At 69.8% G+C, this 25,034-nt stretch carries 24 protein-coding genes; 22 read left to right on the top strand and 2 right to left on the bottom strand.

The annotated features are described in order from the left end of the window. Positions 1 to 86: 86 nt before the first annotated feature. The gene (locus tag L3078_RS08565) at positions 87 to 932 is read right to left on the bottom strand and encodes a peptidylprolyl isomerase (RefSeq protein ID WP_239752451.1); all 846 of its coding nucleotides are present in this window, start codon (positions 930 to 932) and stop codon (positions 87 to 89) included. Between the two features lie 167 nt (positions 933 to 1,099). On the opposite strand from L3078_RS08565, the gene L3078_RS08560 reads away from it, so the two are divergent. From L3078_RS08560 to nusB, 20 genes are all read left to right on the top strand, one after another. Next, entirely contained in the window at positions 1,100 to 1,813 is a 714-nt protein-coding gene (locus L3078_RS08560) for an MBL fold metallo-hydrolase (protein WP_239752450.1), read from the top strand. 11 nt (positions 1,814 to 1,824) lie between these two features. Then, the gene (hisS, locus tag L3078_RS08555; RefSeq protein ID WP_239752449.1) at positions 1,825 to 3,087 is read left to right on the top strand and encodes a histidine--tRNA ligase; all 1,263 of its coding nucleotides are present in this window, start codon (positions 1,825 to 1,827) and stop codon (positions 3,085 to 3,087) included. Between the two features lie 147 nt (positions 3,088 to 3,234). Next, positions 3,235 to 3,873 carry a vitamin K epoxide reductase family protein gene (locus L3078_RS08550; RefSeq protein ID WP_239752447.1) on the top strand — a complete coding sequence of 213 codons (639 nt, stop codon included), beginning with the start codon at positions 3,235 to 3,237 and terminating at the stop codon, positions 3,871 to 3,873. Positions 3,874 to 3,942: 69 nt separating this feature from the next. Beyond that, entirely contained in the window at positions 3,943 to 5,298 is a 1,356-nt protein-coding gene (locus L3078_RS08545; RefSeq protein ID WP_239752445.1) for a replication-associated recombination protein A, read from the top strand. A 294-nt stretch (positions 5,299 to 5,592) separates the two neighbouring features. After that, on the top strand, positions 5,593 to 6,207 hold the full coding sequence (gene rpsD, locus L3078_RS08540) for a 30S ribosomal protein S4 (RefSeq protein WP_033532580.1): 615 nt from the start codon (positions 5,593 to 5,595) through the stop codon (positions 6,205 to 6,207). A gap of 196 nt (positions 6,208 to 6,403) precedes the next feature. After that, on the top strand, positions 6,404 to 6,835 hold the full coding sequence (locus L3078_RS08535) for a DUF948 domain-containing protein (protein ID WP_239760249.1): 432 nt from the start codon (positions 6,404 to 6,406) through the stop codon (positions 6,833 to 6,835). A gap of 9 nt (positions 6,836 to 6,844) precedes the next feature. Beyond that, entirely contained in the window at positions 6,845 to 7,198 is a 354-nt protein-coding gene (locus L3078_RS08530; protein WP_239752443.1) for a hypothetical protein, read from the top strand. Beyond that, entirely contained in the window at positions 7,198 to 9,870 is a 2,673-nt protein-coding gene (gene alaS / locus L3078_RS08525; protein ID WP_239752439.1) for an alanine--tRNA ligase, read from the top strand. Before L3078_RS08530 ends, alaS begins: the two co-directional genes overlap by 1 nt. Beyond that, entirely contained in the window at positions 9,867 to 10,373 is a 507-nt protein-coding gene (gene ruvX / locus L3078_RS08520) for a Holliday junction resolvase RuvX (protein WP_239752437.1), read from the top strand. Before alaS ends, ruvX begins: the two co-directional genes overlap by 4 nt. Positions 10,374 to 10,497: 124 nt before the next feature. Further along, entirely contained in the window at positions 10,498 to 12,294 is a 1,797-nt protein-coding gene (mltG, locus tag L3078_RS08515; RefSeq protein WP_239752435.1) for an endolytic transglycosylase MltG, read from the top strand. Beyond that, positions 12,291 to 13,130, top strand: coding sequence for a shikimate dehydrogenase (locus L3078_RS08510; RefSeq protein WP_239752432.1), 840 nt, complete (start codon positions 12,291 to 12,293; stop codon positions 13,128 to 13,130). The genes mltG and L3078_RS08510 overlap by 4 nt, the downstream gene beginning before the upstream one ends. A gap of 118 nt (positions 13,131 to 13,248) precedes the next feature. Beyond that, complete coding sequence (locus tag L3078_RS08505; RefSeq protein ID WP_239752430.1) at positions 13,249 to 15,456, top strand: xanthine dehydrogenase family protein molybdopterin-binding subunit; 2,208 nt, start codon at positions 13,249 to 13,251, stop codon at positions 15,454 to 15,456. Between the two features lie 28 nt (positions 15,457 to 15,484). Continuing rightward, positions 15,485 to 15,943, top strand: coding sequence for a (2Fe-2S)-binding protein (locus tag L3078_RS08500; protein ID WP_239752428.1), 459 nt, complete (start codon positions 15,485 to 15,487; stop codon positions 15,941 to 15,943). A gap of 190 nt (positions 15,944 to 16,133) precedes the next feature. After that, entirely contained in the window at positions 16,134 to 17,318 is a 1,185-nt protein-coding gene (gene aroC, locus L3078_RS08495; RefSeq protein WP_239752426.1) for a chorismate synthase, read from the top strand. 32 nt (positions 17,319 to 17,350) lie between these two features. Next, complete coding sequence (locus L3078_RS08490) at positions 17,351 to 17,833, top strand: shikimate kinase (protein WP_239760248.1); 483 nt, start codon at positions 17,351 to 17,353, stop codon at positions 17,831 to 17,833. Next, positions 17,830 to 18,921 (top strand): 3-dehydroquinate synthase, encoded by a 1,092-nt coding sequence (aroB, locus tag L3078_RS08485; RefSeq protein WP_239752425.1) that lies wholly within the window; start codon positions 17,830 to 17,832, stop codon positions 18,919 to 18,921. The genes L3078_RS08490 and aroB overlap by 4 nt, the downstream gene beginning before the upstream one ends. A gap of 177 nt (positions 18,922 to 19,098) precedes the next feature. Then, on the top strand, positions 19,099 to 20,085 hold the full coding sequence (locus L3078_RS08480) for an AAA family ATPase (protein WP_239752423.1): 987 nt from the start codon (positions 19,099 to 19,101) through the stop codon (positions 20,083 to 20,085). 171 nt (positions 20,086 to 20,256) lie between these two features. After that, on the top strand, positions 20,257 to 21,363 hold the full coding sequence (locus L3078_RS08475) for an aminopeptidase P family protein (RefSeq protein WP_239752422.1): 1,107 nt from the start codon (positions 20,257 to 20,259) through the stop codon (positions 21,361 to 21,363). A gap of 59 nt (positions 21,364 to 21,422) precedes the next feature. Further along, entirely contained in the window at positions 21,423 to 21,989 is a 567-nt protein-coding gene (gene efp, locus L3078_RS08470; RefSeq protein WP_033532566.1) for an elongation factor P, read from the top strand. 2 nt (positions 21,990 to 21,991) lie between these two features. After that, positions 21,992 to 22,426, top strand: coding sequence for a transcription antitermination factor NusB (gene nusB / locus L3078_RS08465; protein ID WP_215450984.1), 435 nt, complete (start codon positions 21,992 to 21,994; stop codon positions 22,424 to 22,426). A 215-nt stretch (positions 22,427 to 22,641) separates the two neighbouring features. On the opposite strand, the gene bldD is transcribed toward nusB, so the two are convergent. Beyond that, positions 22,642 to 23,142 carry a transcriptional regulator BldD gene (bldD, locus tag L3078_RS08460; RefSeq protein ID WP_045557247.1) on the bottom strand — a complete coding sequence of 167 codons (501 nt, stop codon included), beginning with the start codon at positions 23,140 to 23,142 and terminating at the stop codon, positions 22,642 to 22,644. Positions 23,143 to 23,361: 219 nt separating this feature from the next. Between bldD and pyrR the strand changes: the two genes are divergently transcribed. Together pyrR and L3078_RS08450 are read left to right on the top strand one after the other, a co-directional pair. Continuing rightward, the gene (gene pyrR / locus L3078_RS08455) at positions 23,362 to 23,958 is read left to right on the top strand and encodes a bifunctional pyr operon transcriptional regulator/uracil phosphoribosyltransferase PyrR (protein ID WP_239752421.1); all 597 of its coding nucleotides are present in this window, start codon (positions 23,362 to 23,364) and stop codon (positions 23,956 to 23,958) included. A 91-nt stretch (positions 23,959 to 24,049) separates the two neighbouring features. After that, positions 24,050 to 25,030 (top strand): aspartate carbamoyltransferase catalytic subunit, encoded by a 981-nt coding sequence (locus L3078_RS08450; protein ID WP_045557249.1) that lies wholly within the window; start codon positions 24,050 to 24,052, stop codon positions 25,028 to 25,030. Positions 25,031 to 25,034 lie beyond the last annotated feature (4 nt).

The raw sequence follows: 25,034 nt of genomic DNA, 5'->3' as shown, positions 1-25,034 counted from the left end.
TCGTCCACAGTTTCGTCACGGCCAACATAGGCGACCGGCGGGTTGCCTGTCCGCATCCCGCGCGACCGAAATTTCGCTGTTCGCGGTCAGGACTTCTTGACAGTCGCCTTGTTGATGACCACGGTCGCGTTGGGTGCCGTGTTGCCGGTCTGGGGGTCCGGGGCCTGGGCTCCCGCGTCGCCGATCTTCTTCAGAACCTTCATGCCGGCCTTGGAGACGGTGCCGAACGGTGTGTAGTTGGCCGGCAACGGGCTGTCCTGGAAGACCAGGAAGAACTGGCTGCCGCCGCTGTTCTTGCCCTCGCCCGTCTGCGCGTTGAACTGGTTCGCCATCGCGACCGTGCCCGCCGGGTACACATCGCCCTTCAGACGCGGGTCCTTCAGGTTCTCGTCCGGGATCGTGTAGCCGGGACCGCCCATGCCGGTGCCCTGCGGGTCACCGCACTGCAGGACGTAGATGCCCTCGGTGGTGAGGCGGTGGCACTTCGTGTGGTCCAGGTATCCCTTGTTCACAAGGAAGTTGAACGAGTTGACGGTGCGCGGGGCCTTCGCCGCGTCCAGCGCTATGTCGATGGCACCGCAGGTCGTCTGCAGATCCATCGTGTACTTCGCCGTCTTGTCGATGGTGAGCGCGGGCTCCTTCTTGAAGGTGAGTTCCTCCACCTTGCCCGCGGCCGCCTTCTCGCACGGGTCCGGCGCCTTGCTCGGCGAGGCGCTCGGAGTCCCCTCCGCGCTCACGTTGTCCTTCTTGTCGTCGCCCTTGAGGACGTCGGTCGTGTAGAGCGCCACACTGCCCACCAGGATCACACCGAGCACCGAAGCGATCGACGCGTTGCGGACTCGTGCCTTGCGTCGCGCCGACGTGCGCCGCTGCTGCTGCCGCAAGAACTTCTCCCGGGCGAGCTGACGCCGCCGCTGATCCTGGCTGACCACGGGGTTCTCTCCTCATGCGTCTCGTACGTCGACGGGTCCGTCGCGCGTCCGTTGCGTGGACTGATTGCGTGTGACCCGTACCGTATATGGGTTCGCTGAGGAAACGGCAGCGCCGGTAGGCTCTGATCCACAGCAACCCACCCTCGTACGCCACAAGAAGGACGATCGTGCTCATTGCCGGGTTCCCCGCCGGGGCCTGGGGGACCAACTGTTATCTGGTCGCCCCCGCCGCCGGTGAGGAGTGCGTGATCATCGACCCGGGCCACCAGGCCACCCAGGGAGTCGAGGAGACGCTGAAGAAGCATCGGCTCAAGCCCGTCGCCGTCGTCCTCACCCACGGCCACATCGACCACGTGGCCTCGGTCGTCCCGGTGTGCGGCGCGCACGACGTACCGGCGTGGATCCACCCCGAGGACCGGTACATGATGAGCGACCCCGAGAAGGCGCTCGGCCGGTCCATCGGCATGCCGCTCATGGGCGAGCTGACCGTGGGGGAGCCCGGGGACGTCAAGGAGCTGACCGACGGCGCGAAGCTGGAGCTGGCCGGTCTGGAGCTGTCCGTCGCGCACGCGCCCGGCCATACCAAGGGGTCGGTGACCTTCCGGATGCCCGAGAACACGGAGATCCCCTCCGTGTTCTTCTCCGGGGATCTGCTCTTCGCCGGCTCCATCGGACGCACCGACCTGCCCGGCGGTGACATGGCCGAGATGCTCGACTCGCTGGCCCGCGTGTGCCTGCCGCTCGACGACTCGACCGTGGTGCTGTCCGGCCACGGCCCCCAGACGACCATCGGCCAGGAGCGCGCCACCAACCCGTATCTGCGGCAGGTGGCCGCCGGCGGCCAGGGAGCGGGTACGACCCCTCCCCGACGAGGAATGTGACGAGACCTTCCGTGAGCACCTTTCAGGCCCCCAAGGGCACGTACGACCTGCTGCCCCCGGACAGCGCCAAATATCTGGCCGTCCGCGAGGCCATCGCCGCTCCGCTGCGCGACTCCGGCTACGGCTACATCGAGACGCCCGGCTTCGAGAGCGTCGACCTGTTCGCACGCGGTGTCGGTGAGTCCACCGACATCGTGACCAAGGAGATGTACGCCTTCGAGACGAAGGGCGGCGACCGGCTCGCCCTGCGCCCCGAGGGCACCGCGTCCGTCCTGCGCGCCGCACTGGAGGCCAACCTCCACAAGGTCGGCAACCTCCCGGTCAAGCTCTGGTACTCCGGCTCGTACTATCGCTACGAGCGCCCGCAGAAGGGCCGCTACCGCCACTTCTCCCAGGTGGGCGCCGAGGCGATCGGCGCCGAGGACCCGGCCCTGGACGCCGAGTTGATCATCCTGGCCGACCAGGCGTACCGCTCGCTGGGCCTCAGGAACTTCCGCATCCTGCTCAACAGCCTCGGCGACAAGGAGTGCCGTCCCGTCTACCGCGCGGCGCTCCAGGAGTTCCTGCGCGGTCTCGACCTCGACGAGGACACGCTCCGCCGCGCGGAGATCAACCCGCTGCGGGTGCTGGACGACAAGCGCGAGTCCGTGCAGAAGCAGCTCGGTGACGCCCCGCTGCTGCGCGACTACCTCTGCGACGCCTGCAAGGCGTACCACGAGGAGGTGCGCGCGCTGATCACGGCGGCGGGCGTCTCCTTCGAGGACGACCTCAAGCTGGTGCGTGGCCTCGACTACTACACGCGTACGACCTTCGAGTTCGTCCACGACGGTCTGGGCTCGCAGTCCGCTGTGGGCGGCGGCGGTCGCTACGACGGCCTCTCCGAGATGATCGGCGGCCCCGCGCTGCCCTCGGTCGGCTGGGCACTCGGCGTCGACCGCACGGTCCTCGCCCTGGAGGCCGAGGGAGTCGAGCTCGAACTCCCCGCCGCCACCAGCGTGTTCGCCGTCCCGCTCGGTGACGAGGCCCGCCGCCTGCTGTTCGCCAAGGTCACCGAACTGCGCAAGGTCGGCATCGCGGCCGACTTCGCCTACGGCGGCAAGGGCCTTAAGGGCGCGATGAAGAACGCCAACCGCAGCGGCGCGCGGTACACGATCGTGGCCGGCGAGCGCGACCTCGCCGAGGGCGTCGTCCAGCTCAAGGACATGGAGTCCGGGGAGCAGACCGCCGTCGGCGTGAACGAGATCGTGGCCGAGCTGGAGGCCCGGCTGGGCTGAGTTCGAACCGTTGTCGCCCTCGTCGCCCTTTACGGGTGGCGGGGGCGACTTTTACGTCCAGTGAACGGTCCGCGCGCGAGGGTGTACGGCACAATGACCGTGCCCCAGCGGCCCCTTCGACGCTATGGAATCGACGGAATCGACGTGATGAGCAAGACGACAGTCAGGGACGTCTCGACCACCGACCGGGAACACACCGAGACCCCGCGCACGGTGGGCGGAAGCCGGGCCCTCGCGATCCTGCTGCTGATCACCGGCGCGGCCGGACTGCTCGCCTCCTGGGTCATCACGCTCGACAAGTTCAAGCTGCTCGAGGACCCGAACTTCACCCCCGGGTGCAGCCTCAACCCGGTCGTCTCCTGCGGCAACATCATGAAGAGCGACCAGGCCTCCGTCTTCGGGTTCCCCAACCCGATGCTCGGCCTCGTCGCCTACGGCATGGTCATCTGCGTCGGCATGAGCCTGCTGGGCCGGGCCACCTTCCCCCGCTGGTACTGGCTCACCTTCAACGCGGGCACGCTCTTCGGCGTCGGCTTCGTGACCTGGCTGCAGTACCAGTCGCTGTACAACATCAACTCGCTCTGCCTGTGGTGCTGCCTGGCCTGGGTCGCCACCATCCTGATGTTCTGGTACGTCACCTCCTCCAACATCCGCAACGGGTTCCTGCCCGCGCCGAGCTGGCTGAAGAACTTCTTCGGCGAGTTCACCTGGGTCCTGCCCGTGATGCACATCGGCATCATCGGCATGCTGATCCTGACCCGCTGGTGGGACTTCTGGACCAGCTGACGGGTTCCCCGCCGAGCGACAGGGCCGCTCCGGCCGGGACTGTCAGTGGGGTGACATAGGGTTTTCGGTGTGGAGCCCGATCTGTTCACCGCCGCCGCCGAAGAACGCCAGGAGAAGGACCCGGCCGCCAGCCCCCTGGCCGTACGGATGCGTCCGCGCACCCTGGACGAGGTCGTGGGCCAGCAGCACCTGCTGAAGCCCGGCTCACCCCTGCGCAGACTGGTCGGCGAGTCCGGCGGCGGCCCGGCCGGCCCCTCCTCGGTGATCCTCTGGGGCCCGCCCGGCACCGGCAAGACCACCCTGGCGTACGTCGTCTCCAAGGCCACCAACAAGCGGTTCGTGGAACTCTCCGCGATCACCGCCGGGGTCAAGGAGGTCCGCGCGGTCATCGAGGGCGCCCGCCGCGCCACCGGCGGCTTCGGCAAGGAGACCGTCCTCTTCCTCGACGAGATCCACCGCTTCAGCAAGGCCCAGCAGGATTCCCTCCTCCCGGCCGTCGAGAACCGCTGGGTCACCCTGATCGCGGCGACCACGGAGAACCCGTACTTCTCGGTGATCTCCCCGCTCCTGTCCCGCTCCCTCCTCCTCACCCTCGAACCGCTCACCGACGACGACCTCAGCGGCCTGCTGAAACGCGCGCTGGGCGACGAGCGCGGGCTCAAGGGCGCGCTCACCCTCCCCGAGGACACCGAGGCGCACCTCCTGCGGATCGCCGGTGGCGACGCCCGCCGCGCCCTGACCGCCCTGGAGGCCGCGGCCGGCGCCGCCCTCGACAAGGGGGAGCGGGAGATCGCGCTCCAGACGCTGGAGGAGACCGTCGACCGCGCCGCCGTGAAGTACGACCGCGACGGCGACCAGCACTACGACGTGGCCAGCGCCCTCATCAAGTCCATCCGCGGCTCGGACGTGGACGCGGCCCTGCACTACCTGGCCCGGATGATCGAGGCCGGCGAGGACCCCCGCTTCATCGCCCGCCGCCTGATGATCTCGGCGAGCGAGGACATCGGCCTCGCCGACCCGAACGCCCTGCCGATAGCCGTGGCCGCCGCCCAGGCCGTCGCCATGATCGGCTTCCCGGAGGCCGCGCTCACCCTCAGCCACGCCACCATCGCCCTGGCCCTGGCCCCCAAGTCGAACGCGGCGACGACGGCCATCGGCGCCGCCATGGAGGACGTACGCAAGGGTCTGGCCGGCCCCGTGCCCCCGCACCTCAGGGACGGGCACTACAAGGGCGCGGCCAAGCTCGGCCACGCCCAGGGCTATGTGTACCCGCACGACCTGCCCGAGGGCATCGCCGCCCAGCAGTACGCGCCGGACGAGATCCAGGGTCGGGAGTACTACACCCCGACCAGGCACGGCGCCGAGGCGCGGTACGCGGACGCGGTGGAGTGGACCCGTGAGCACCTCGGTCGTAAGCGGTCCTGAGCAGCCTGTAGACTCGGTCGAAGTGCTGTGTCCCGTGCTGTCAGAACGGGACGGTCAGCCGGAACCCCTCAGGGGGTTCCAGGAGCGTCGCGCACCGTTCGAATGGTGTCGCGGGCAGCCCACCACCATCCGTCGTACGACGGGACCGGTCGGTGGGCCACTCGCGTGCTGCACGTATGTGCCCAGACCAGGGAGCGGCTGCCCATCGGGCCCTCACGGATCCGGCGGGTTTCCCCGGCTGCGGATGCGACCTCCCTCAACCCTGACAAGCCGAACACCCAGAAATGAGAGATCGTGGCGAACCAGTCCCGCCCCAAGGTCAAGAAGTCGCGTGCCCTCGGCATCGCGCTGACCCCGAAGGCCGTCAAGTACTTCGAGGCCCGCCCCTACCCGCCGGGTGAGCACGGCCGCGGCCGCAAGCAGAACTCGGACTACAAGGTCCGTCTGCTCGAGAAGCAGCGTCTGCGCGCGCAGTACGACGTGTCCGAGCGTCAGCTCGTCCGCGCCTACGAGCGTGCCTCCAAGGTCCAGGGCAAGACCGGTGAGGCCCTGATCATCGAGCTCGAGCGCCGTCTCGACGCGCTGGTCCTGCGTTCGGGCATCGCCCGCACGATCTACCAGGCCCGCCAGATGGTCGTCCACGGCCACATCGAGGTCAACGGCCACAAGGTCGACAAGCCGTCCTTCCGCGTCAAGCCGGACGACGTCGTCATGGTTCGCGAGCGCAGCCGTCAGAAGCCGCTGTTCGAGGTCGCCCGCGAGGGTGGCTTCGCCGCCGACGGCGAGACCCCGCGCTACCTCCAGGTGAACCTGAAGGCCCTGGCCTTCCGCCTGGACCGCGACCCGAACCGCAAGGAGATCCCGGTCATCTGCGACGAGCAGCTCGTCGTCGAGTACTACGCCCGTTGATCCCCTTTCGACGGACGTAGGACCTACGCACCGAGCGTCAGCCCGTCGTTCCCCCGCCTTCCGAGGCGGGCGGGACGGCGGGCTGACGCCTTGGTGCGGTAGGCATTAATGCGGTACTGAGCGATCGCTGCGGCGCGATAGGCTCGGGACACGAGTTTCCGACGTTCAGGCATGTTCCAGGGAGCGGGTGCAGACAGTGTCCGGTGGAGAGGTGGCCGGGATCCTGGTGGCCGTCTTCTGGGCGATCCTGGTCTCCTTCCTCGCCGTCGCGCTGGCGAGGCTGGCCCAGACGCTCAAGGCGACCACCAAGCTCGTCGCGGACGTGACCGACCAGGCCGTCCCGCTCCTGGCCGACGCCTCCACGGCGGTGCGTTCCGCGCAGACCCAGATCGACCGGGTCGACGCGATCGCCTCCGACGTCCAGGAGGTCACGTCGAACGCCTCCGCGCTGTCGACCACCGTCGCCTCCACCTTCGGCGGCCCCCTGGTCAAGGTCTCCGCCTTCGGCTACGGCGTGCGCCGGGCCCTCGGCGGCCGCAAGCAGGACGCGCCCGCCAAGGAGTCCAAGCGCACCGTGATCGTGGGCCGCACGGTCTCTCGGCGCAACACCCGAGGCAAGAAGGACTGAGAGTCAGCGATGTTCCGCCGTACCTTCTGGTTCACCACGGGCGTCGCCGCCGGTGTGTGGGCCACCACCAAGGTCAACCGCAAGCTGAAGCAGCTGACCCCCGAGAGCCTCGCCAGAACCGCGGGGAACAAGGCGATCGAGGCCGGTCACCGCATCAAGGACCGCGCGGTCGGCTTCGCGCTCGACGTCCGCGACAACATGGCCGTGCGGGAGGCCGAGTTGGGCGACGCCCTCGGCATCAACGAGAACCCGGAACTCCCCGCCCCCCGGCGGTACGCCGCCATCGAGAACCGCAACAACCCGAAGTACGTCGAGGGCTCGACGTACCAGACGTACTCGTACAACCGGAATGAGGACCACTGATGGAGTCGGCCGAGATTCGTCGCCGCTGGTTGAGCTTCTTCGAGGAGCGCGGTCACACCGTTGTCCCTTCGGCGTCGCTCATCGCGGACGACCCGACTCTGCTCCTGGTCAACGCGGGCATGGTCCCCTTCAAGCCGTACTTCCTGGGTGAGGTCAAGCCCTCCTTCGCCCGCGCCACCAGCGTGCAGAAGTGCGTCCGCACGCCGGACATCGAAGAGGTCGGCAAGACCACCCGGCACGGCACGTTCTTCCAGATGTGCGGCAACTTCTCCTTCGGCGACTACTTCAAGGAAGGCGCCATCAAGCACGCCTGGGAGCTGCTCACCAGCCCCCAGGACAAGGGTGGTTACGGCCTGGAGCCGGAGAAGCTCTGGATCACCGTCTACAAGGACGACGACGAGGCCGAGCGCATCTGGCACGAGCAGGTCGGCGTGCCCAAGGAGCGCATCCAGCGCCTCGGCATGAAGGACAACTACTGGTCCATGGGCGTCCCCGGCCCGTGCGGCCCGTGTTCCGAGATCAATTACGACCGCGGCCCGGAGTTCGGCGTCGAGGGCGGCCCGGCCGTCAACGACGAGCGGTACGTGGAGATCTGGAACCTGGTCTTCATGCAGTACGAGCGCGGCGAGGGCACCTCCAAGGAGGACTTCGAGATCCTCGGCGAGCTGCCCAGCAAGAACATCGACACCGGCCTCGGCCTGGAACGCCTCGCCATGATTCTGCAGGGCGTGCAGAACATGTACGAGATCGACACCTCCATGGCCGTGATCGACAAGGCCACCGAGCTGACCGGCGTCCGCTACGGCGACGCCCACGAGTCCGACGTCTCCCTGCGCGTGGTCACCGACCACATCCGCACCGCCGTGATGCTCATCGGCGACGGCGTCACCCCCGGCAACGAGGGCCGTGGCTACGTCCTGCGCCGCATCATGCGCCGCGCCATCCGCAACATGCGCCTCCTCGGCGCCACCGGCCCGGTCGTCAAGGACCTCATCGACGTCGTCATCGGCATGATGGGCCAGCAGTACCCCGAGCTGATCACCGACCGCGAGCGCATCGAGAAGGTCGCCCTCGCCGAGGAGAACGCCTTCCTCAAGACGCTGAAGGCCGGCACCAACATCCTCGACACGGCCGTCACGGAGACCAAGGCCACCGGCGGCAAGGTCCTCGCCGGCGACAAGGCCTTCCTGCTCCACGACACCTGGGGCTTCCCGATCGACCTCACCCTGGAGATGGCCGCCGAACAGGGCCTCTCCGTGGACGAGGACGGCTTCCGCCGCCTGATGAAGGAGCAGCGGGACCGCGCCAAGGCCGACGCCCGCTCCAAGAAGACCGGCCACGCCGACCTCGGCGCCTACCGCGAGATCGCCGACACCGCCGGCGAGACCGAGTTCATCGGCTACTCGGACACCGAGGGCGAGTCCACGGTCGTCGGCATCCTCGTCGACGGTCTCTCCTCGCCCGCCGCCACCGAGGGCGACGAGGTCGAGATCGTCCTCGACCGCACCCCGTTCTACGCCGAGGGCGGCGGTCAGATCGGCGACACCGGCCGGATCAAGGTCGACTCCGGTGCCGTCATCGAGATCCGCGACTGCCAGAAGCCGGTCCCGGGCGTGTACGTCCACAAGGGCGTCGTCCAGGTCGGCGAGGTGACCGTCGGCGCCAAGGCCCAGGCCTCGATCGACGGCCGTCGCCGTACGGCCATCGCCCGCGCCCACTCGGCCACCCACCTCACCCACCAGGCCCTGCGCGACGCCCTCGGCCCGACGGCCGCCCAGGCCGGTTCCGAGAACCAGCCCGGCCGCTTCCGCTTCGACTTCGGCTCCCCGTCCGCCGTTCCGACGGCCGTGATGACCGACGTCGAGCAGAAGATCAACGAGGTGCTCGCCCGCGACCTGGACGTCCGCGCCGAGGTCATGGGCATCGACGAGGCCAAGAAGCAGGGCGCCATCGCCGAGTTCGGCGAGAAGTACGGTGAGCGCGTCCGCGTTGTCACCATCGGCGACTTCTCCAAGGAGCTGTGCGGCGGCACGCACGTCCACAACACCTCGCAGCTCGGTCTGGTGAAGCTCCTCGGCGAGTCCTCGATCGGCTCCGGTGTGCGCCGTATCGAAGCCCTCGTCGGCGTCGACGCCTACAACTTCCTCGCCCGGGAGCACACGGTCGTCGCCCAGCTCCAGGAGCTGATCAAGGGCCGTCCTGAGGAGCTTCCGGAGAAGGTCTCCGCCATGCTCGGCAAGCTGAAGGACGCCGAGAAGGAGATCGAGAAGTTCCGCGCCGAGAAGGTGCTGCAGGCCGCCGCCGGACTCGCCGAATCAGCCAAGGACGTGGCCGGCGTCGCTCTCGTGACCGGACAGGTCCCGGACGGCACCACCGCCGACGACCTGCGCAAGCTGGTCCTCGACGTGCGCGGACGCATCCAGGGCGGCCGGGCCGTCGTGGTCGCCCTCTTCACCGTCGTGAACGGCAAGCCGCTCACGGTCATCGCCACCAACGAGGCCGCCCGCGAGCGCGGCCTCAAGGCCGGCGACCTGGTCCGCACGGCCGCCAAGACCCTCGGCGGCGGCGGTGGCGGCAAGCCGGACGTCGCCCAGGGCGGCGGCCAGAACCCGGCCGCCGTCGGCGAGGCCGTGGACGCGGTCGAGCGCCTGGTCGCCGAGACGGCCAAGTGAGCACCACGGATCACACGAGCGAAGGCGACGGTCCGGCCCTGCGCCGCGGCCGTCGCCTCGCGATCGACGTCGGGGACGCCCGTATCGGGGTCGCCTCCTGCGACCCCGACGGGATCCTCGCCACCCCGGTCGAGACGGTTCCCGGACGTGATGTCCCGGCAGCTCAGCGGCGATTGAGACAACTGGTCGACGAATACGTACCTATCGAAGTGATCGTCGGGCTGCCACGCTCTCTGAAAGGCGGAGAGGGTCCGGCGGCAATCAAGGTACGGGGCTTCGCCCAGGAGTTGGCTCGCATGATCGCGCCCGTTCCGGTCAGACTCATCGACGAGAGAATGACCACGGTGACGGCCGGTCAAGGACTGCGTGCCTCAGGTGTGAAATCCAAAAAGGGCAGGTCGGTCATCGACCAGGCAGCGGCCGTGATCATCCTGCAACAGGCGTTGGAATCCGAACGGATGTCAGGCAAAGCTCCGGGCGAGGGCGTCGAAGTGGTCATCTGATCGCGATACGGTAACGTTCCGCGCGATGCGGTGGCCTTCGAACAGCCACCGCACAAAAAGAGGCGGGGACGACAGCCGAGCCACAGGCCCCGCGTGACCGCCGCCTCGCGGCTCTAGGGGATCGATGACTGAGTATGGCCGGGGCCCAGGCTCCGAACCGTGGCATCCGGACGACCCGTTGTACGGGGACGGCGGATGGGACGGACAGCAGGCCCAGGGGGGCCTGCAGTCCTACGGCGGCCAGCCGCAGCAGCACTACCCGGAGCAGCAGCAGTACCAGCAGCAGTACGACAACGGCAACGGCGGCTGGAACAACGGCCATCAGGACGCCTACGCCCAGCAGCAGTACCAGCAGGAGTACGGCGACCCGGGCCAGCAGTACGCCGGCCAGCAGCAGCCTCACCACCAGCAGCAGTACCCCGGACCTGGTCAGCAGCCGTACGACCAGGCCAACGGCGGCTGGAACAACGGAACACACCAGCATCAGCAGGGCACTTACGCCGGCGACCCGAACGACCCCTACGGGGGCCAGCAGCAGGCGATGGCCTACGGGGGCGGCGGCCAGCAGGACTTCTACGGCACGCCCGACGCGTATCCGCCGCCGGAGCCGCCCACCCGCCGTCGCGCGGACACCACGCCCGCACCCGCTCCGGAGCCCGAGGCCGAGGAGCCGCCGGCCGCCGAGCGGACCGACTGGGACCCCGGGCCCGATCAGGGCGAGCACGCGTTCTTCGCCGGTGGCGCCGATGACGAGGATGACGACGAGTCGGAGGGGCGCGTCGGCCGCGGCGACCGGAAGGGCCGCGGCGGCAAGGGCAAGAAACCGGGCAAGGGCGGCAAGAAGCGCCGCAGCGGGTGCGCCTGCCTGGTGGTCGTCATGGTCTTCGGCGGCGGCTTCGCCGGTGTCAGCTATTTCGGCTACCAGTTCTTCCAGAGCCGCTTCGGCGACGCTCCCGATTACTCGGGCAACGGCACGAACGAGACGGTCACGATCACGGTTGCCAAGGGTGAGTTCGGGTCGGACATTGGGCAGAAGCTGAAGGCGGCCGGGGTTGTGAAGAGCGTGGATGCCTTCACCGCCGCACTGGCGAAGAACCCGGATAAGAACATTCAGGCTGGCGTCTATCTCCTCAAAAAGGAGATGTCCGCTAAAAGTGCTATCGCCCTGATGTTGGATCCGAAGAGCCAGAACAACTTCACGGTGGCCGAAGGGAAGCGGAACAGTGAAATCTACGTTCTGATCGACAAGGAACTCGGGCTCAAGAAGGGCACCACCGCAGACGTCGCCGAGAAGAAGTGGGACACGCTCGGCCTGCCGGAGTGGGCGAACGATAACGAAGAGATCAAGGATCCGCTGGAAGGATTCCTCTACCCCTCCACGTACCCGGTCGCCAAGGGGATGAAGCCCGAGGCCGTCCTGAAGGAAATGGTCGACCTCTCCAACGCGAAGTACAAGGAATTCGATCTGGAGGGCAAGGCCAAGAGTCTGAATCTGGAGAGTCCCCTCCAGGTGCTCACCGTGGCGAGCCTCGTGCAGGCTGAGGGGAAGTACAAGAAGGACTTCCTGAAGGTCGCCCGGGTCGTCTACAACCGGCTCGACAAGAACAACACCGAGACCTATGGGCTCCTCGACTTCGACTCCACGGTGAATTACCTGCGTGGTGAATCCAAGCTGGCCACGGGTTCGGTGAACTCGCTGCGACAGATCGACGATCCGTACAACACCTACAAGATCAAGGGTCTGCCTCCCGGGCCGATCGGCAATCCTGGTGAGGTGGCCATCCAAGCGGCGCTCAAGCCGGCCAAGGGCGACTGGTACTACTTCGTGTCGATCAACGAGGACGAGACGCTGTTCGCGGTCACCAACGAAGAGCACAACGAGAACCGCCGGAAGTACCAGGAAGCGCAGAACGCACAATGAGCCGCACCGCCAGCAAGAACCGCGCCGCCGTACTCGGTTCGCCCATCGCCCACTCGCTCTCCCCGGTGCTGCACCGGGCCGCGTACGCCGAACTCGGGCTCAACGACTGGACGTACGACCGTTTCGAGGTCGACGAGGAGACGCTGGCCGGGTTCGTCGAGCAGCTCGGGCCGGAGTGGGCGGGGCTCTCGCTGACCATGCCGCTCAAGCGCGCGGTCATGCCGCTGCTGGACGAGATCAGTGAGACGGCGACCTCCGTCGAGGCGGTCAACACGCTGGTGTTCACCGAGGACGGACGTCGCGTCGGCGACAACACCGACATCCCCGGCATGGTCGCGGCCCTGCGGGAGCGCGGCATCGAGCAGGTGGAGTCGGCGGCCATCCTCGGCGCGGGCGCCACGGCCTCCTCCGCGCTCGCCGCGCTCGCCCGGATCTGCACCGGTGAGGTCGTGGCGTACGTGCGGAGCGAGGCGCGGGCCGCCGAGATGCGGCAGTGGGGCGAGCGGCTGGACGTCGAGGTGCGCACGGCGGACTGGGCGGAGGCCGAGCGCGGGCTGCGCGCTCCCCTCGTCATCGCCACGACACCGGCCGGGGCGACGGACGCGCTGTCCGGTGCCGTGCCGGAGCGGCCGACGACGCTGTTCGACGTGCTGTACCACCCGTGGCCGACGGAACTCGCCGCGCGCTGGTCGGCCTACGGCGGGGCGGTCGTCAGCGGGCTCGATCTGCTCGTGCACCAGGCGGTGCTCCAGGTCGAGCAGATGACCGGGTGCAAGACGGCCCCAGTGGTGGCCATGCGGACGGCGGGGGAGCGGGCGCTGGCCGAGCGCGGCTGAGGGAGCATCGAGCATCCCTCGTGTGCCGATCCTGTGAACCCCTTGTACCGAGGGGTAACCAGCGGCGATCATCACCGGGCGGCCCGGCGACGCAGGCGGGGCGTTGAACGGAGCCCCCATGTCACGTCACTCCCGGCGCAGGTTTCTCACGTATCTGGTGGCCGCGCCCACGCTCGCGGTCGCGACCAAGATCGGCCTGGACGTCTACGAGCCCGGCAGCGCGGAGGCGGCGATCCCCACACTGCCCGCACCGGCGGACCTGGTGGACCTCGGCGATCTGCTGATCCTGGCCGGGACGCCCACGGCGCACCTGCTGGTGCTGAGCGTCGACGAGGAGGGCGTCGCCCACTTCCGGCTGCCGCGCGAGGAGGTCGGGCAGGGGCTCACCACCGCCGTGGCGATGCTGGTGGCGGAGGAGCTGGACACTCCGCTCGACCGCGTCAGGATCCAACTGGACGACGCGCGGCCGGAGTTGCTGTTCAACCAGCTCACCGGCAGCTCCAACTCCATCCGCTCGCTCTACGATCCGGTCAGGCACACGGCAGCCGCCGCGCGGGCCCGCCTGGTTCGCGCCGCCGCGAAACAATGGGGGCTCCCGACAGGTGAGTTGACGGTGCGTCAGGGTGTCGTCGTCGCGCCGGACGGACGTACCGCCTCCTACGGCTCGCTCTCGGCGGCCGCCGCCTCCCTCGACCTCGGCCCCCTCACCGTCACGCCGAAGAAGGAGTCGGACCACACCCTCGTCGGCACCCCCACCTCACGCATCGACGCCCGTGCCCTGGTCACGGGCAAGCAGGCCTACACGCTCGACCTCGACGTGCCGGGGGCCAAGCCGTGCATGGTGCGCAGGCCGCCGACGATCAACGGCACGGTGAAGGCGGTGAACAACGAGGCCGCCGTACGGGCCATGCCCGGTGTGCTCGACGTGGTGACCATCGACACGGGCGTCGCCGTCGTCGCGGAAACGTTCGGGCAGGCCCTCGACGGCAGGGAGGCGCTGGACGTCACCTGGGGCCCGGGCAGCGTCGACGCCCTCTCGGACGACGGCATCCGGGCCAAGCTGAAGGCGGCCACGCCCTCCCTGGACGTCCTCGGGCTGCTGGTGAAGAAGGTGGAGGGGGAGTTCGACTTCGCGTTCGCCAGTCACGCTCCGCTGGAGACCAACTCGGCCGTCGCCGACGTACGTGAGGACCGGGCCGAGATCTGGTCCGGACTGAAGTCGCCGATCGTCGCCCAGGCCGCCATCGCCAAGGCCGTCGGGCTCCCCGTCTCCAAGGTCGAGGTGCACGTCGTGCAGTCCGGCGGCTCCTTCGGGCGGCGACTCTTCTACGACGCGGCACTGGAGGCCGCCGTCGTGTCGAAGAAGAGCGGGCGGCCCGTACGGCTGATGTGGTCCCGTATCGACGACATGCGGCACGGGCGGATGCGGCCCGCCACCCACCACCGGATACGGGCCACCTACGCGGCCGGGCAGGTGCTCACCTTCACCCACCAGGTGGCGGCGGTGGAGACCGACTTCCGGCACGGGCTCGGCGACGCGATCACCGCCGCCGCGGCGAGCCTGCCGTCCGGCATCGGGAACGCGACCTTCGCCCAGACCCTGTTCCTGACCACGGTGAAATCCCCGTACAACTTCGGCGTCACCGCACAGACGCTCACCGAGGTGCCGATCAGGATGCACACCGGGTCGTGGCGCTCGGTGTACTCGGCCAACACCCGCGGGGCCGAGGAGATCATCGTCGACGAGCTGGCGGCGAAGCTGGGCAAGGACCCCGTCGCCTTCCGGCGGGAGTTCCTCAAGACCGCGCGCCAGCGGGCCGTGCTCGACAAGGTCGCGAAGGAAGGGGACTGGGGGCGCGGCCTCCCGGACGGCTGGGCCCAGGGCGTCGCCTTCCACGACGAGTACAAGGCCTGCACGGCCTGCCTGGTCGAGATCGACGCGACCGATCCGAAGAAGCCCCGCGTGACCAAGGCCGTCATCGCCGCCGACGTGGGCCGCGTGATCAACCCGCGCGGTCTGGAGGCCCAGCTGCTCGGCGGGCTCACGGACGCCATCTCCACCACCCTGCGGGCCGGGCTCCACATCGACGAGGGGCTGCCGCTGGAAGGCAGCTACTCCCAGTTCCACTACGCCCGCCAGAAGGACTCCCCGAAAGACGTCAGGATCTTCGTCATCGAGGGTGCCGACGAACCCGGCGGCGCGGGTGAACTCGGCGTCCCGGCGGCCGTCGGCGCCGTCGCGAACGCCTACGCGCGGGCCACCGGCACCAAGCCGCGCAGCTTCCCCGTCAACTTCGACGTCGACTTCACGCCCTTCCCCCGCTGAGCCGGCCGCAGAATCCAGGAGCACCTCGATGCCCTCACACACCTTCACCGTGAACGGGGAGACCGTCACCGTCGACGCCCCCGACGACCTGCCCCTGCTGTGGGCGCTGCGCGATCTGCTCGGTGTGCGCGGACCCAAGTACGGCTGCGGCATCGACGTCTGCAAGGCCTGCACCAGCCACCTCGACGGCGAGGCCGTCCGGCCCTGCGTGGTCCCGGTCGCCGAGGCGGCGGGCCGCGAGGTCACCACCATCGAGGGCCTGGCCGACGGCGACCGGCTGCACCCCGTCCAGGAGGCCTGGCTGGAGCAGGACGTGGCCCAGTGCGGCTACTGCCAGCCCGGACAGATCATGGCCGCCGTCGCCCTCCTCAAGCGGACCAGCGACCCCACCGACGCCGACATCGACGAGATCGCCAACGTCTGCCGCTGCGGCACGTACTTTCGCATCCGGGAGGCGATCAAGAGCGCGGCGGCGAAGATGCGCTGATCCGGCGCGGTGCCCCGTCCCGCGTGCCCGGCCCGTCCGTCTGCTGGACCTGTGACCGCCTCCCGCCCCGGACGTGGGAGGATCGGAGGTGGCGGGCCGGGGCCGCGCACCCGGTAGCCGTCGCCGTACGCGAGGACGCGCGTACACGCAGGCAGGACGCAGTACCGGGCGCGAGCACTGAGGAGCACCGTTGAGCAGGTTGCGCTGGCTGACCGCGGGGGAGTCCCACGGTCCCGCACTTGTCGCGACGCTGGAGGGCCTTCCCGCCGGCGTGCCGATCACCACGGAGATGGTGGCGGACCACCTGGCCCGGCGGCGCCTGGGCTATGGACGCGGTGCCCGGATGAAGTTCGAGCGCGACGAGATCACCTTCCTCGGCGGTGTGCGGCACGGCCTCACCATGGGCTCCCCGGTGGCGATCATGGTCGGGAACACCGAGTGGCCGAAGTGGGAGCAGGTCATGGCGGCCGACCCGGTCGACCCGGAGATCCTCGCCGGACTCGCCCGCAACGCGCCGCTGACCCGCCCCCGCCCCGGCCACGCCGACCTGGCCGGCATGCAGAAGTACGGCTTCGACGAGGCCCGCCCGGTCTTGGAGCGCGCCTCCGCCCGCGAGACCGCGGCCCGGGTCGCCCTCGGCGCCGTCGCCCGCTCGTACCTGAAGGAGACGGCCGGCATCGAGATCGTCAGCCACGTCGTCGAGCTGGCCGCCGCGAAGGCCCCGCAGGGTGTGTACCCCACCCCGGCCGACGTGGAGAAGCTGGACGCCGACCCGGTGCGCTGCCTGGACGCCGACGCGTCGAAGGCGATGGTCGCGGAGATCGACCAGGCCCACAAGGACGGCGACACCCTCGGCGGCGTCGTCGAGATCCTGGCGTACGGCGTGCCGGTGGGCCTCGGCTCGCACGTCCACTGGGACCGCAAGCTGGACGCCCGTCTCGCCGGCGCGCTGATGGGCATCCAGGCCATCAAGGGCGTCGAGATCGGCGACGGCTTCGAGCTGGCGCGGGTGCCGGGCTCCAAGGCGCACGACGAGATCGTGAACACCCCCGAGGGCATCCGCCGGGTCTCCGGCCGCTCCGGCGGCACCGAGGGCGGGCTGACCACGGGCGAACTGCTGCGGGTCCGCGCGGCGATGAAGCCGATCGCGACCGTGCCGCGCGCCCTGCAGACCGTCGACGTGACCACGGGCGAGGCCGCGCAGGCGCACCACCAGCGCTCCGACGTCTCCGCCGTGCCGGCGGCCGGCATCGTCGCCGAGGCGATGGTGGCCCTGGTGCTGGCCGACGCGGTCGCCGAGAAGTTCGGCGGCGACAGCGTCACCGAGACGGCCCGCAACGTCCGCTCCTACCTCGACCACCTCGCGATCCGGTGAGCCCGGTGCCTCTGGTCGTCCTCGTCGGCCCCATGGGCGTCGGCAAGTCCACCGTCGGACAGCTGCTCGCCGAGCGGCTCGGTGTCGCCTACCGCGACACCGACGACGACATCGTGGCCGAGCAGGGCCGCGAGATCGCGGAGATCTTCGTCGACGAGGGCGAGTCCGCCTTCCGCGCCATCGAGAAGAAGGCCGTGCACACGGCGCTCGCGGGCCACGAGGGCGTCCTCGCCCTCGGTGGCGGCGCGATCCTCGACGCCGACACCCGGGCTCTGCTCGTCGGACAGCGGGTCGTCTACCTCTCGATGGACGTCGAGGAGGCCGTCAAGCGCACCGGCCTCAACGCCGCACGCCCCCTGCTGGCCGTCAACCCCCGCAAGCAGTGGCGGGAGTTGATGGAGGCCCGGCGCAACCTCTACGAGGAGGTCGCCACGGTCGTCGTCGCCACCGACGGCCGCACGCCCGAGGAAGTCACCCGGGCTGCCCTGGACGCACTGGAGTTGAAGGAAGCATGAGCGAGACAGTGACCCGGATCCAGGTCGGCGGTACGGCGGGCACCGAGCCGTACGAAGTCCTGGTGGGGCGTCAACTCCTCGGCGAGCTGGGCGGGTTGATCGGCAACCGCGCGAAGCGCGTCGCGGTGATCCACCCCGAGGCGCTGGCGGACACCGGCGAGGCGCTGCGCGCCGATCTGGCGGACCAGGGCTTCGAGGCGGTCGCCATCCAGGTGCCGAACGCGGAGGAGGCCAAGACCGCCGAGGTCGCCGCGTACTGCTGGAAGGCGCTCGGCCAGTCCGGCTTCACCCGCACCGACGTCATCGTCGGTGTCGGCGGCGGCGCCACCACCGACCTGGCCGGTTTCGTGGCGGCGACCTGGCTGCGCGGGGTCCGCTGGATCGCCATCCCCACCACCGTGCTGGCCATGGTGGACGCGGCCGTCGGCGGCAAGACCGGCATCAACACGGCCGAGGGCAAGAACCTGGTGGGCTCGTTCCACCCGCCGGCCGGGGTGCTGTGCGACCTGGCCGCGCTGGACTCGCTGCCGGTCAACGACTACGTCTCCGGCCTCGCCGAGATCATCAAGGCCGGCTTCATCGCCGACCCGGTGATCCTGGACCTGATCGAGGCCGACCCGCAGGCCGCCCGCACCCCGGCGGGACCGCACACGTCCGAGCTGATCGAGCGGTCGATCCGGGTCAAGGCCGAGGTCGTCTCCGGCGACCTCAAGGAGTCCGGGCGCCGCGAGATCCTCAACTACGGGCACACGCTGGCCCACGCGATCGAGAAGAACGAGCGCTACCAGTGGCGGCACGGCGCGGCCGTGTCCGTCGGCATGCACTTCGCCGCCGAACTGGGCCGCCTCGCGGGCCGGTTGGACGACGCCACCGCCGACCGCCACCGTACGGTCCTGGAATCCGTCGGGCTGCCGCTGACCTACCGCTACGACCAGTGGCCCCGGCTGCTGGAGACGATGAAGGTCGACAAGAAGTCCCGGGGCGACCTGCTGCGCTTCATCGTCCTGGACGGCCTGGCCAAGCCCACCGTCCTGGAGGGACCCGACCCGGCGATCCTGCTCGCCGCCTACGGCGAAGTGGGCCAGTAACGCCCGCTCGGGCACCACTTGCCCGATTCGCCTTGTGTCCATGGCCACTTGGGCACTTCGGGCTGCCCCCGGCCGTTCACCAAACGGCGGCCGGGGACGGTACCGTTCGGTAGGAGCGGGGTCGCGAGACCCCGCTCGCCAGTGTCGATGTGACTGTACGAGACGGAGTGGCACCGGATGCAGCACGCAGTGGGAGCTCCGCTGCCGCCGCCCCATCGGCCGGGGCAGGACCCGGCGGCGCCTTGGTCGCCGACCGCGAACCACCAGGGCCACCCGGCACCCCCTCACCCGGGAGCGCCGGGCGCGAACCCGCCGGGGCACCCCGGTGCGAGCCACCCGGTCCCCCCGGGCTCGCACCCGGGCCCCGTACCGCCGCCCGCGCCCGCGGCGCCGCCCACGCCGGCCGCGCCACCCGTCTCGTCACCCCCACCCGCCCCTCCCGGCTCGGTGCCCCCGGCGCCGGGCTTCGCCGGTGGCCCGGGACATCCGCACCCCTCCGCCCCGCAGCAGACCGGGATGCCGAGGGACACCACCGGACACGTGCAACTGCCCCCGGGCGGCCCCGTCACCATGCCGCCGCCCGCCACCGGCGCCCCCGACGTCACCACCACCACGCTCGCGGTCCTGCTCATCGGGCCCGCGGGGGCCGGCAAGACCAGCGTCGCCAAGTACTGGGCGGACCACCGCAGGGTCCCCACCGCGCACATCAGCCTGGACGACGTACGCGAGTGGGTGCGCTCGGGCTTCGCCGACCCGCAGTCCGGATGGAACGACAACTCCGAGGCGCAGTATCGTCTCGCCCGCCGCACCTGCGGCTTCTCCGCCAGGAACTTCCTGGCCAACGGCATCTCCTGCATCCTCGACGACGCCGTCTTCCCCGACCGCCCGGTCGTCGGCCTCGGCGGCTGGAAGCGGCACGTCGGTCCCGGCCTGCTCCCGGTGGTCCTCCTCCCGGGCCTGGAGATTGTCCTGGAACGCAACGCCGAGCGCTCGGGCAACCGCCGCCTCACCGACGAGGAGGTCGCCCGCATCCACGGCCGGATGGCGGGCTGGTACGGCTCGGGCCTCCCGATCATCGACAACTCCCAGTTGGACGTCCCGGCCACGGCGAGGGTCCTGGACGAGGTCCTGGCACGGTCGATCGCGAGCCCCCCGAAGTGGTAGCCCCGGCGCGCTGAAGCCCGCGCCCTGAAGGGGCGCGGGGAACTGCGCGACCAGCCCCCACCGGCTCGCGGACGGCACACAACCCCTCATCGCACCCCCTCACTCCGCGCAGTGCCCCCACTCGGCCGCACTCGACCGGCGGTTAACCAGCGGAGCTCATACGCTCGGCTCATGTCTGAGGTCTACACGGCCCGCCGTGCCCGGCTGAGAGAACGCTGCCACTCCAACGGGAGCACCACCGCCCTCGTGACCCGTCCGGCCAACGTCCGCTACCTCGCGGGCGCGGCGCCCGCGGGAGCCGTCCTGCTGCTGGGCCGGGGCGAGGACATTCTCGTCTGTGGTGCCCCGCCGAGCGGTGAGATCGGCGAGGGCCGTCCCGACGACGCCGTACGCGTCCACGTGCTGCCGAGCCCCGGCGGGGACCCGGCGGTCGCCGCCTCCGACCTCGCCACGGCTCTGGGAGCGGAGTCGCTCGCCGTGGAGGAACACCACCTCACCGTGGCCCGTCACCGGGCGATCCGCTCGGTCGCGCCCCGGCTGCGGCTGGCCGACCTCGGCGGCGCGGTCGAGCAGCTCAGGGTGGTCAAGGACGAGGAGGAGATCTCCTGTCTGCGGATCGGCGCGGAGATCGCCGACCAGGCCCTGGGCGAACTCCTCGAATCGATCCTCGTCGGCCGTACCGAGCGCCATCTGGCCCTGGAACTCGAGCGCCGCCTCGTCGACCACGGCGCGGACGGACCCGCCTTCGCGACCTCCGTGGGCACCGGCCCGAACTCCGGCCGCCCCGGTCACGTCCCCACCGATCGCCGGGTCGAGGAGGGCGACTTCCTCTCCGTCTGTCTCGGCGCGACCTATCGCGGCTACCGCTGTGAGGTCGGCCGTACGTTCGTGATCGGGACCTCGCCCGCCGACTGGCAGATCGAGCTGTACGACCTGGTCTTCGCAGCCCAGCGGGCCGGACGGGAGTCCCTCGTACCCGGTGCGGCCTACCGCGCCGTGGACCGCGCGGCCCGCCAGGTCCTGGACTCCGCGGGGCACGGTGAGGGCCTCCCGGTGCTGATGGGGCACGGGGTCGGACTCGAAATCGACGAGGACCCGCAGTTGGCCCCCGCGGCCATGGGTAAACTGGACGCTTGCGTGCCGGTCACCGTCGAACCGGGGGTCCACCTCCCGGGCAGGGGCGGCGTCCGGATCGATGACACGCTCGTCGTACGCCCCGAGGCGGACGGCGGACCCGAGCTACTCACCATCACGACCAAGGAGCTGCTCGCGCTCTAGCTCATCGGCTGGGCGCGTGGCCCGGGGTCGTCCACGTCAGTCCAGGAGATTCCGCAACCGTGGCTTCCACGAACGACCTCAAGAACGGCCTGGTGCTCAAGCTCGAAGGCGGCCAGCTCTGGTCCGTCGTCGAGTTCCAGCACGTCAAGCCCGGCAAGGGCCCGGCCTTCGTGCGCACCAAGCTCAAGAACGTGCTCTCCGGCAAGGTCGTCGACAAGACGTTCAACGCCGGCGTCAAGGTCGAGACGGCCACTGTCGACAAGCGCGACATGCAGTTCTCCTACATGGACGGCGAGTACTTCGTCTTCATGGACATGGAGACCTACGACCAGCTCATGGTCGACCGCAAGGCCGTCGGCGACGCCGCCAACTTCCTGATCGAGGGCTTCACCGCCACCGTCGCGCAGCACGAGGGCGAGGTGCTCTTCGTCGAGCTGCCGGCCGCCGTCGAGCTCGTCATCCAGGAGACCGAGCCGGGCGTCCAGGGCGACCGCTCCACCGGTGGCACCAAGCCCGCCACCCTGGAGACCGGCCACCAGATCCAGGTGCCGCTCTTCATCACCACGGGCGAGAAGATCAAGGTCGACACCCGCACCAGCGACTACCTCGGCCGGGTGAACAGCTAACCGTGGCTGCCCGTAACACGGCCCGCAAGCGCGCCTTCCAGATCCTCTTCGAGGGCGACCAGCGCGGGGTCGACGTCCTGACCGTCCTCGCGGACTGGATCCGGCACGCCCACAGCGACACCCGTCAGCCCCCGGTCAGCGAATACACCATGGAGCTGGTCGAGGGGTACGCCGAGCGCGCCAAGCGGATCGACGAGCTGATCGCCCAGTACTCGGTGGGGTGGACGCTCGACCGGATGCCGGTGGTGGACCGCAACATCCTGCGGCTCGGCGCGTACGAGCTGATCTGGGTCGACGCCACTCCGGACGCGGTGGTGCTGGACGAGATGGTGCAGCTGGCGAAGGAGTTCTCCACGGACGACTCGCCCTCGTTCGTGAACGGGCTGCTCGGCCGGCTGAAGGACCTCAAGCCTTCGCTTCGCCGGGAAGCCGAGTAGGCAGGGAGAACGGGGGAGCGCCGTCGGGGTGCTGTGCGGAGTCGGCCGCGGGTGATTCGTGGCTGGTCGCGCAGTTCCCCGCGCCCCTGTCGGGGCGCGGTCCCGCTCCTGGTGTTCACGCGCCGTACGACAAGCAGAAAAACCGCCGGGGTGGCCCGAACCAATCGGTTCGAGCCGCCCCGGCGGCACGTTTCTGCTGGGTGTTGCCCGAGGTGTCAGTTGTCCTCGTGGGAGACCGCGCGGCGCGCGTCCGCGTCGAGGACGCCCCAGCTGATCAGCTGCTCGGTGAGGACCGAGGGGGACTGGTCGTAGATGACGGCGAGTGTGCGCAGGTCGTCCTGGCGGATCGAGAGCACCTTGCCGTTGTAGTCACCGCGCTGGGACTGGATCGTCGCCGCGTAACGCTGCAGCGGGCCCGCCTTCTCGGCCGGCACATGGGCCAGGCGCTCCAGGTCGAGGACCAGCTTCGGCGGCGGCTCGGCGGCGCCACCAGGGGTCGTACCAGGAAGCAGCTCCTGCACAGGGACCCCGTAGAAGTCCGCCAGCTCCGCGAGGCGCTGCACGGTGACGGCGCGGTCTCCGCGCTCGTACGAACCGACCACGACCGCCTTCCAGCGTCCCTGGGACTTCTCCTCGACACCGTGGAGGGAAAGGCCCTGCTGGGTGCGGATGGCCCGGAGCTTGGCCCCGAGCTGTTTGGCGTATTCGCTGGACATATAGCTCCCCGGACGAAGGCTGGTGACTCACTGTGAGGTTACGCAGCGTGACTCTGCCCCGTCAAGCCGAATGGTCCGGACCGACTCTTCCGTGGTAACCGCGTTCCCTTGGGCCAGGGGGGTGATCAGGGGCGTTGCGGGGGCCTGCTAACGTTGACGGCGCAAATCCGACGTCCTTTAAGGTCCGTCCCGTGAGGCGGAGAAGGAGGTCCGTTTCGTATGGACACGCACGACCCGCAGCAGAATCTTCCCCAGGACGCGCAGTCGTCCGATGCGAGGCCCGTTCTCGAAGGCCCCGACATCGCGCGCGTACTGACCCGCATCGCCCACGAGATCGTCGAACGCGCCAAGGGCGCCGACGACGTGGTGCTCCTCGGCATTCCGACCCGGGGCGTCTTCCTCGCCCAGCGGCTCGCCGCCAAGCTCGCGGAGATCACCGACCGCAAGATCCCGGTCGGCTCGCTCGACATCACCATGTACCGCGACGACCTGCGCATGCACCCGCCGCGTGCGCTGGCCCGCACCGAGATCCCCGGTGACGGCATCGACGGCCGCCTGGTCGTCCTCGTCGACGACGTGCTCTTCTCCGGCCGCACGATCCGCGCGGCGCTCGACGCGCTGAACGACATCGGCCGCCCGCGCGCCGTCCAGCTCGCGGTCCTCGTCGACCGGGGCCACCGCGAACTGCCCATCCGCGCCGACTACGTCGGCAAGAACCTCCCCACGTCGCTGCGGGAGACGGTCAAGGTCCAGCTCGCCGAGGAAGACGGTCGGGACACCGTCCTGCTCGGTGCGAAGCGGACCGCCCAGCAGTAGCACGCGCGCGCGTGCGGCCCCGTGCCGTACGTCCCCCCGCGATGCCCCTGACTGCCCGTAATCTCCCGAACTGCTTTACGGAGCCTGACAGATGCAGCGTCATCTCATCTCGGCCGCCGACCTCACCCGTGACGACGCCGTCCTGATCCTCGACACCGCCGAGGAGATGGCCCGGGTCGCCGACCGGCCGATCAAGAAACTGCCGACCCTGCGCGGCCGCACGATCGTCAACCTCTTCTTCGAGGACTCCACCCGCACCCGGATCTCCTTCGAGGCCGCCGAGAAGCGCCTCTCGGCGGACGTCATCAACTTCACCGCCAAGGGATCGAGCGTGTCCAAGGGCGAGTCCCTCAAGGACACCGCCCAGACGCTGGAGGCGATGGGCGTCGACGCCGTCGTCATCCGGCACGGCGCCTCGGGGGCCCCGTACCGGCTGGCGACCTCCGGCTGGATCGACGCCGCCGTGATCAACGCGGGCGACGGTACCCACCAGCACCCCACCCAGGCCCTGCTGGACGCCTTCACCATGCGGCGCCGTCTCGTCGGCCGGGACGCCGGACTCGGCCAGGACCTGTCCGGCAAGCGGATCACGCTCGTCGGCGACGTCCTGCACAGCCGCGTCGCCCGCTCCAACGTCGACCTGCTGCACACCCTCGGCGCCGAGGTCACCCTCGTCGCCCCGCCCACCCTGGTCCCGGTCGGCGTCGAGACCTGGCCCTGCGAGGTGAGCTACGACCTCGACAGCACGCTCGCCAAATCCGACGCGGTGATGATGCTGCGTGTGCAGCGGGAGCGGATGAACGCCGCGTTCTTCCCGACCGAGCGCGAGTACTCGCGGCGCTACGGCCTCGACGGCGACCGGATGGCGCGGATGCCCGAGCACGCCATCGTGATGCACCCCGGCCCGATGGTCCGGGGCATGGAGATCACCGCCGAGGTCGCCGACTCCGACCGCTGCACCGTCGTCGAGCAGGTCGCCAACGGTGTCTCCATCCGGATGGCCGTGCTGTACCTGCTGCTGGGCGGCAACGAGCCCGCCGTCACCCACACCCGCACCACCGAGGAGAAGTAAGTCC

This window comes from Streptomyces deccanensis (genome assembly GCF_022385335.1).
Classification (GTDB): Bacteria; Actinomycetota; Actinomycetes; order Streptomycetales; family Streptomycetaceae; genus Streptomyces; species Streptomyces deccanensis.
The sequence above is the reverse complement of the archived record's forward strand: the minus strand, read 5'-3'. Positions and strand labels throughout refer to the sequence as shown.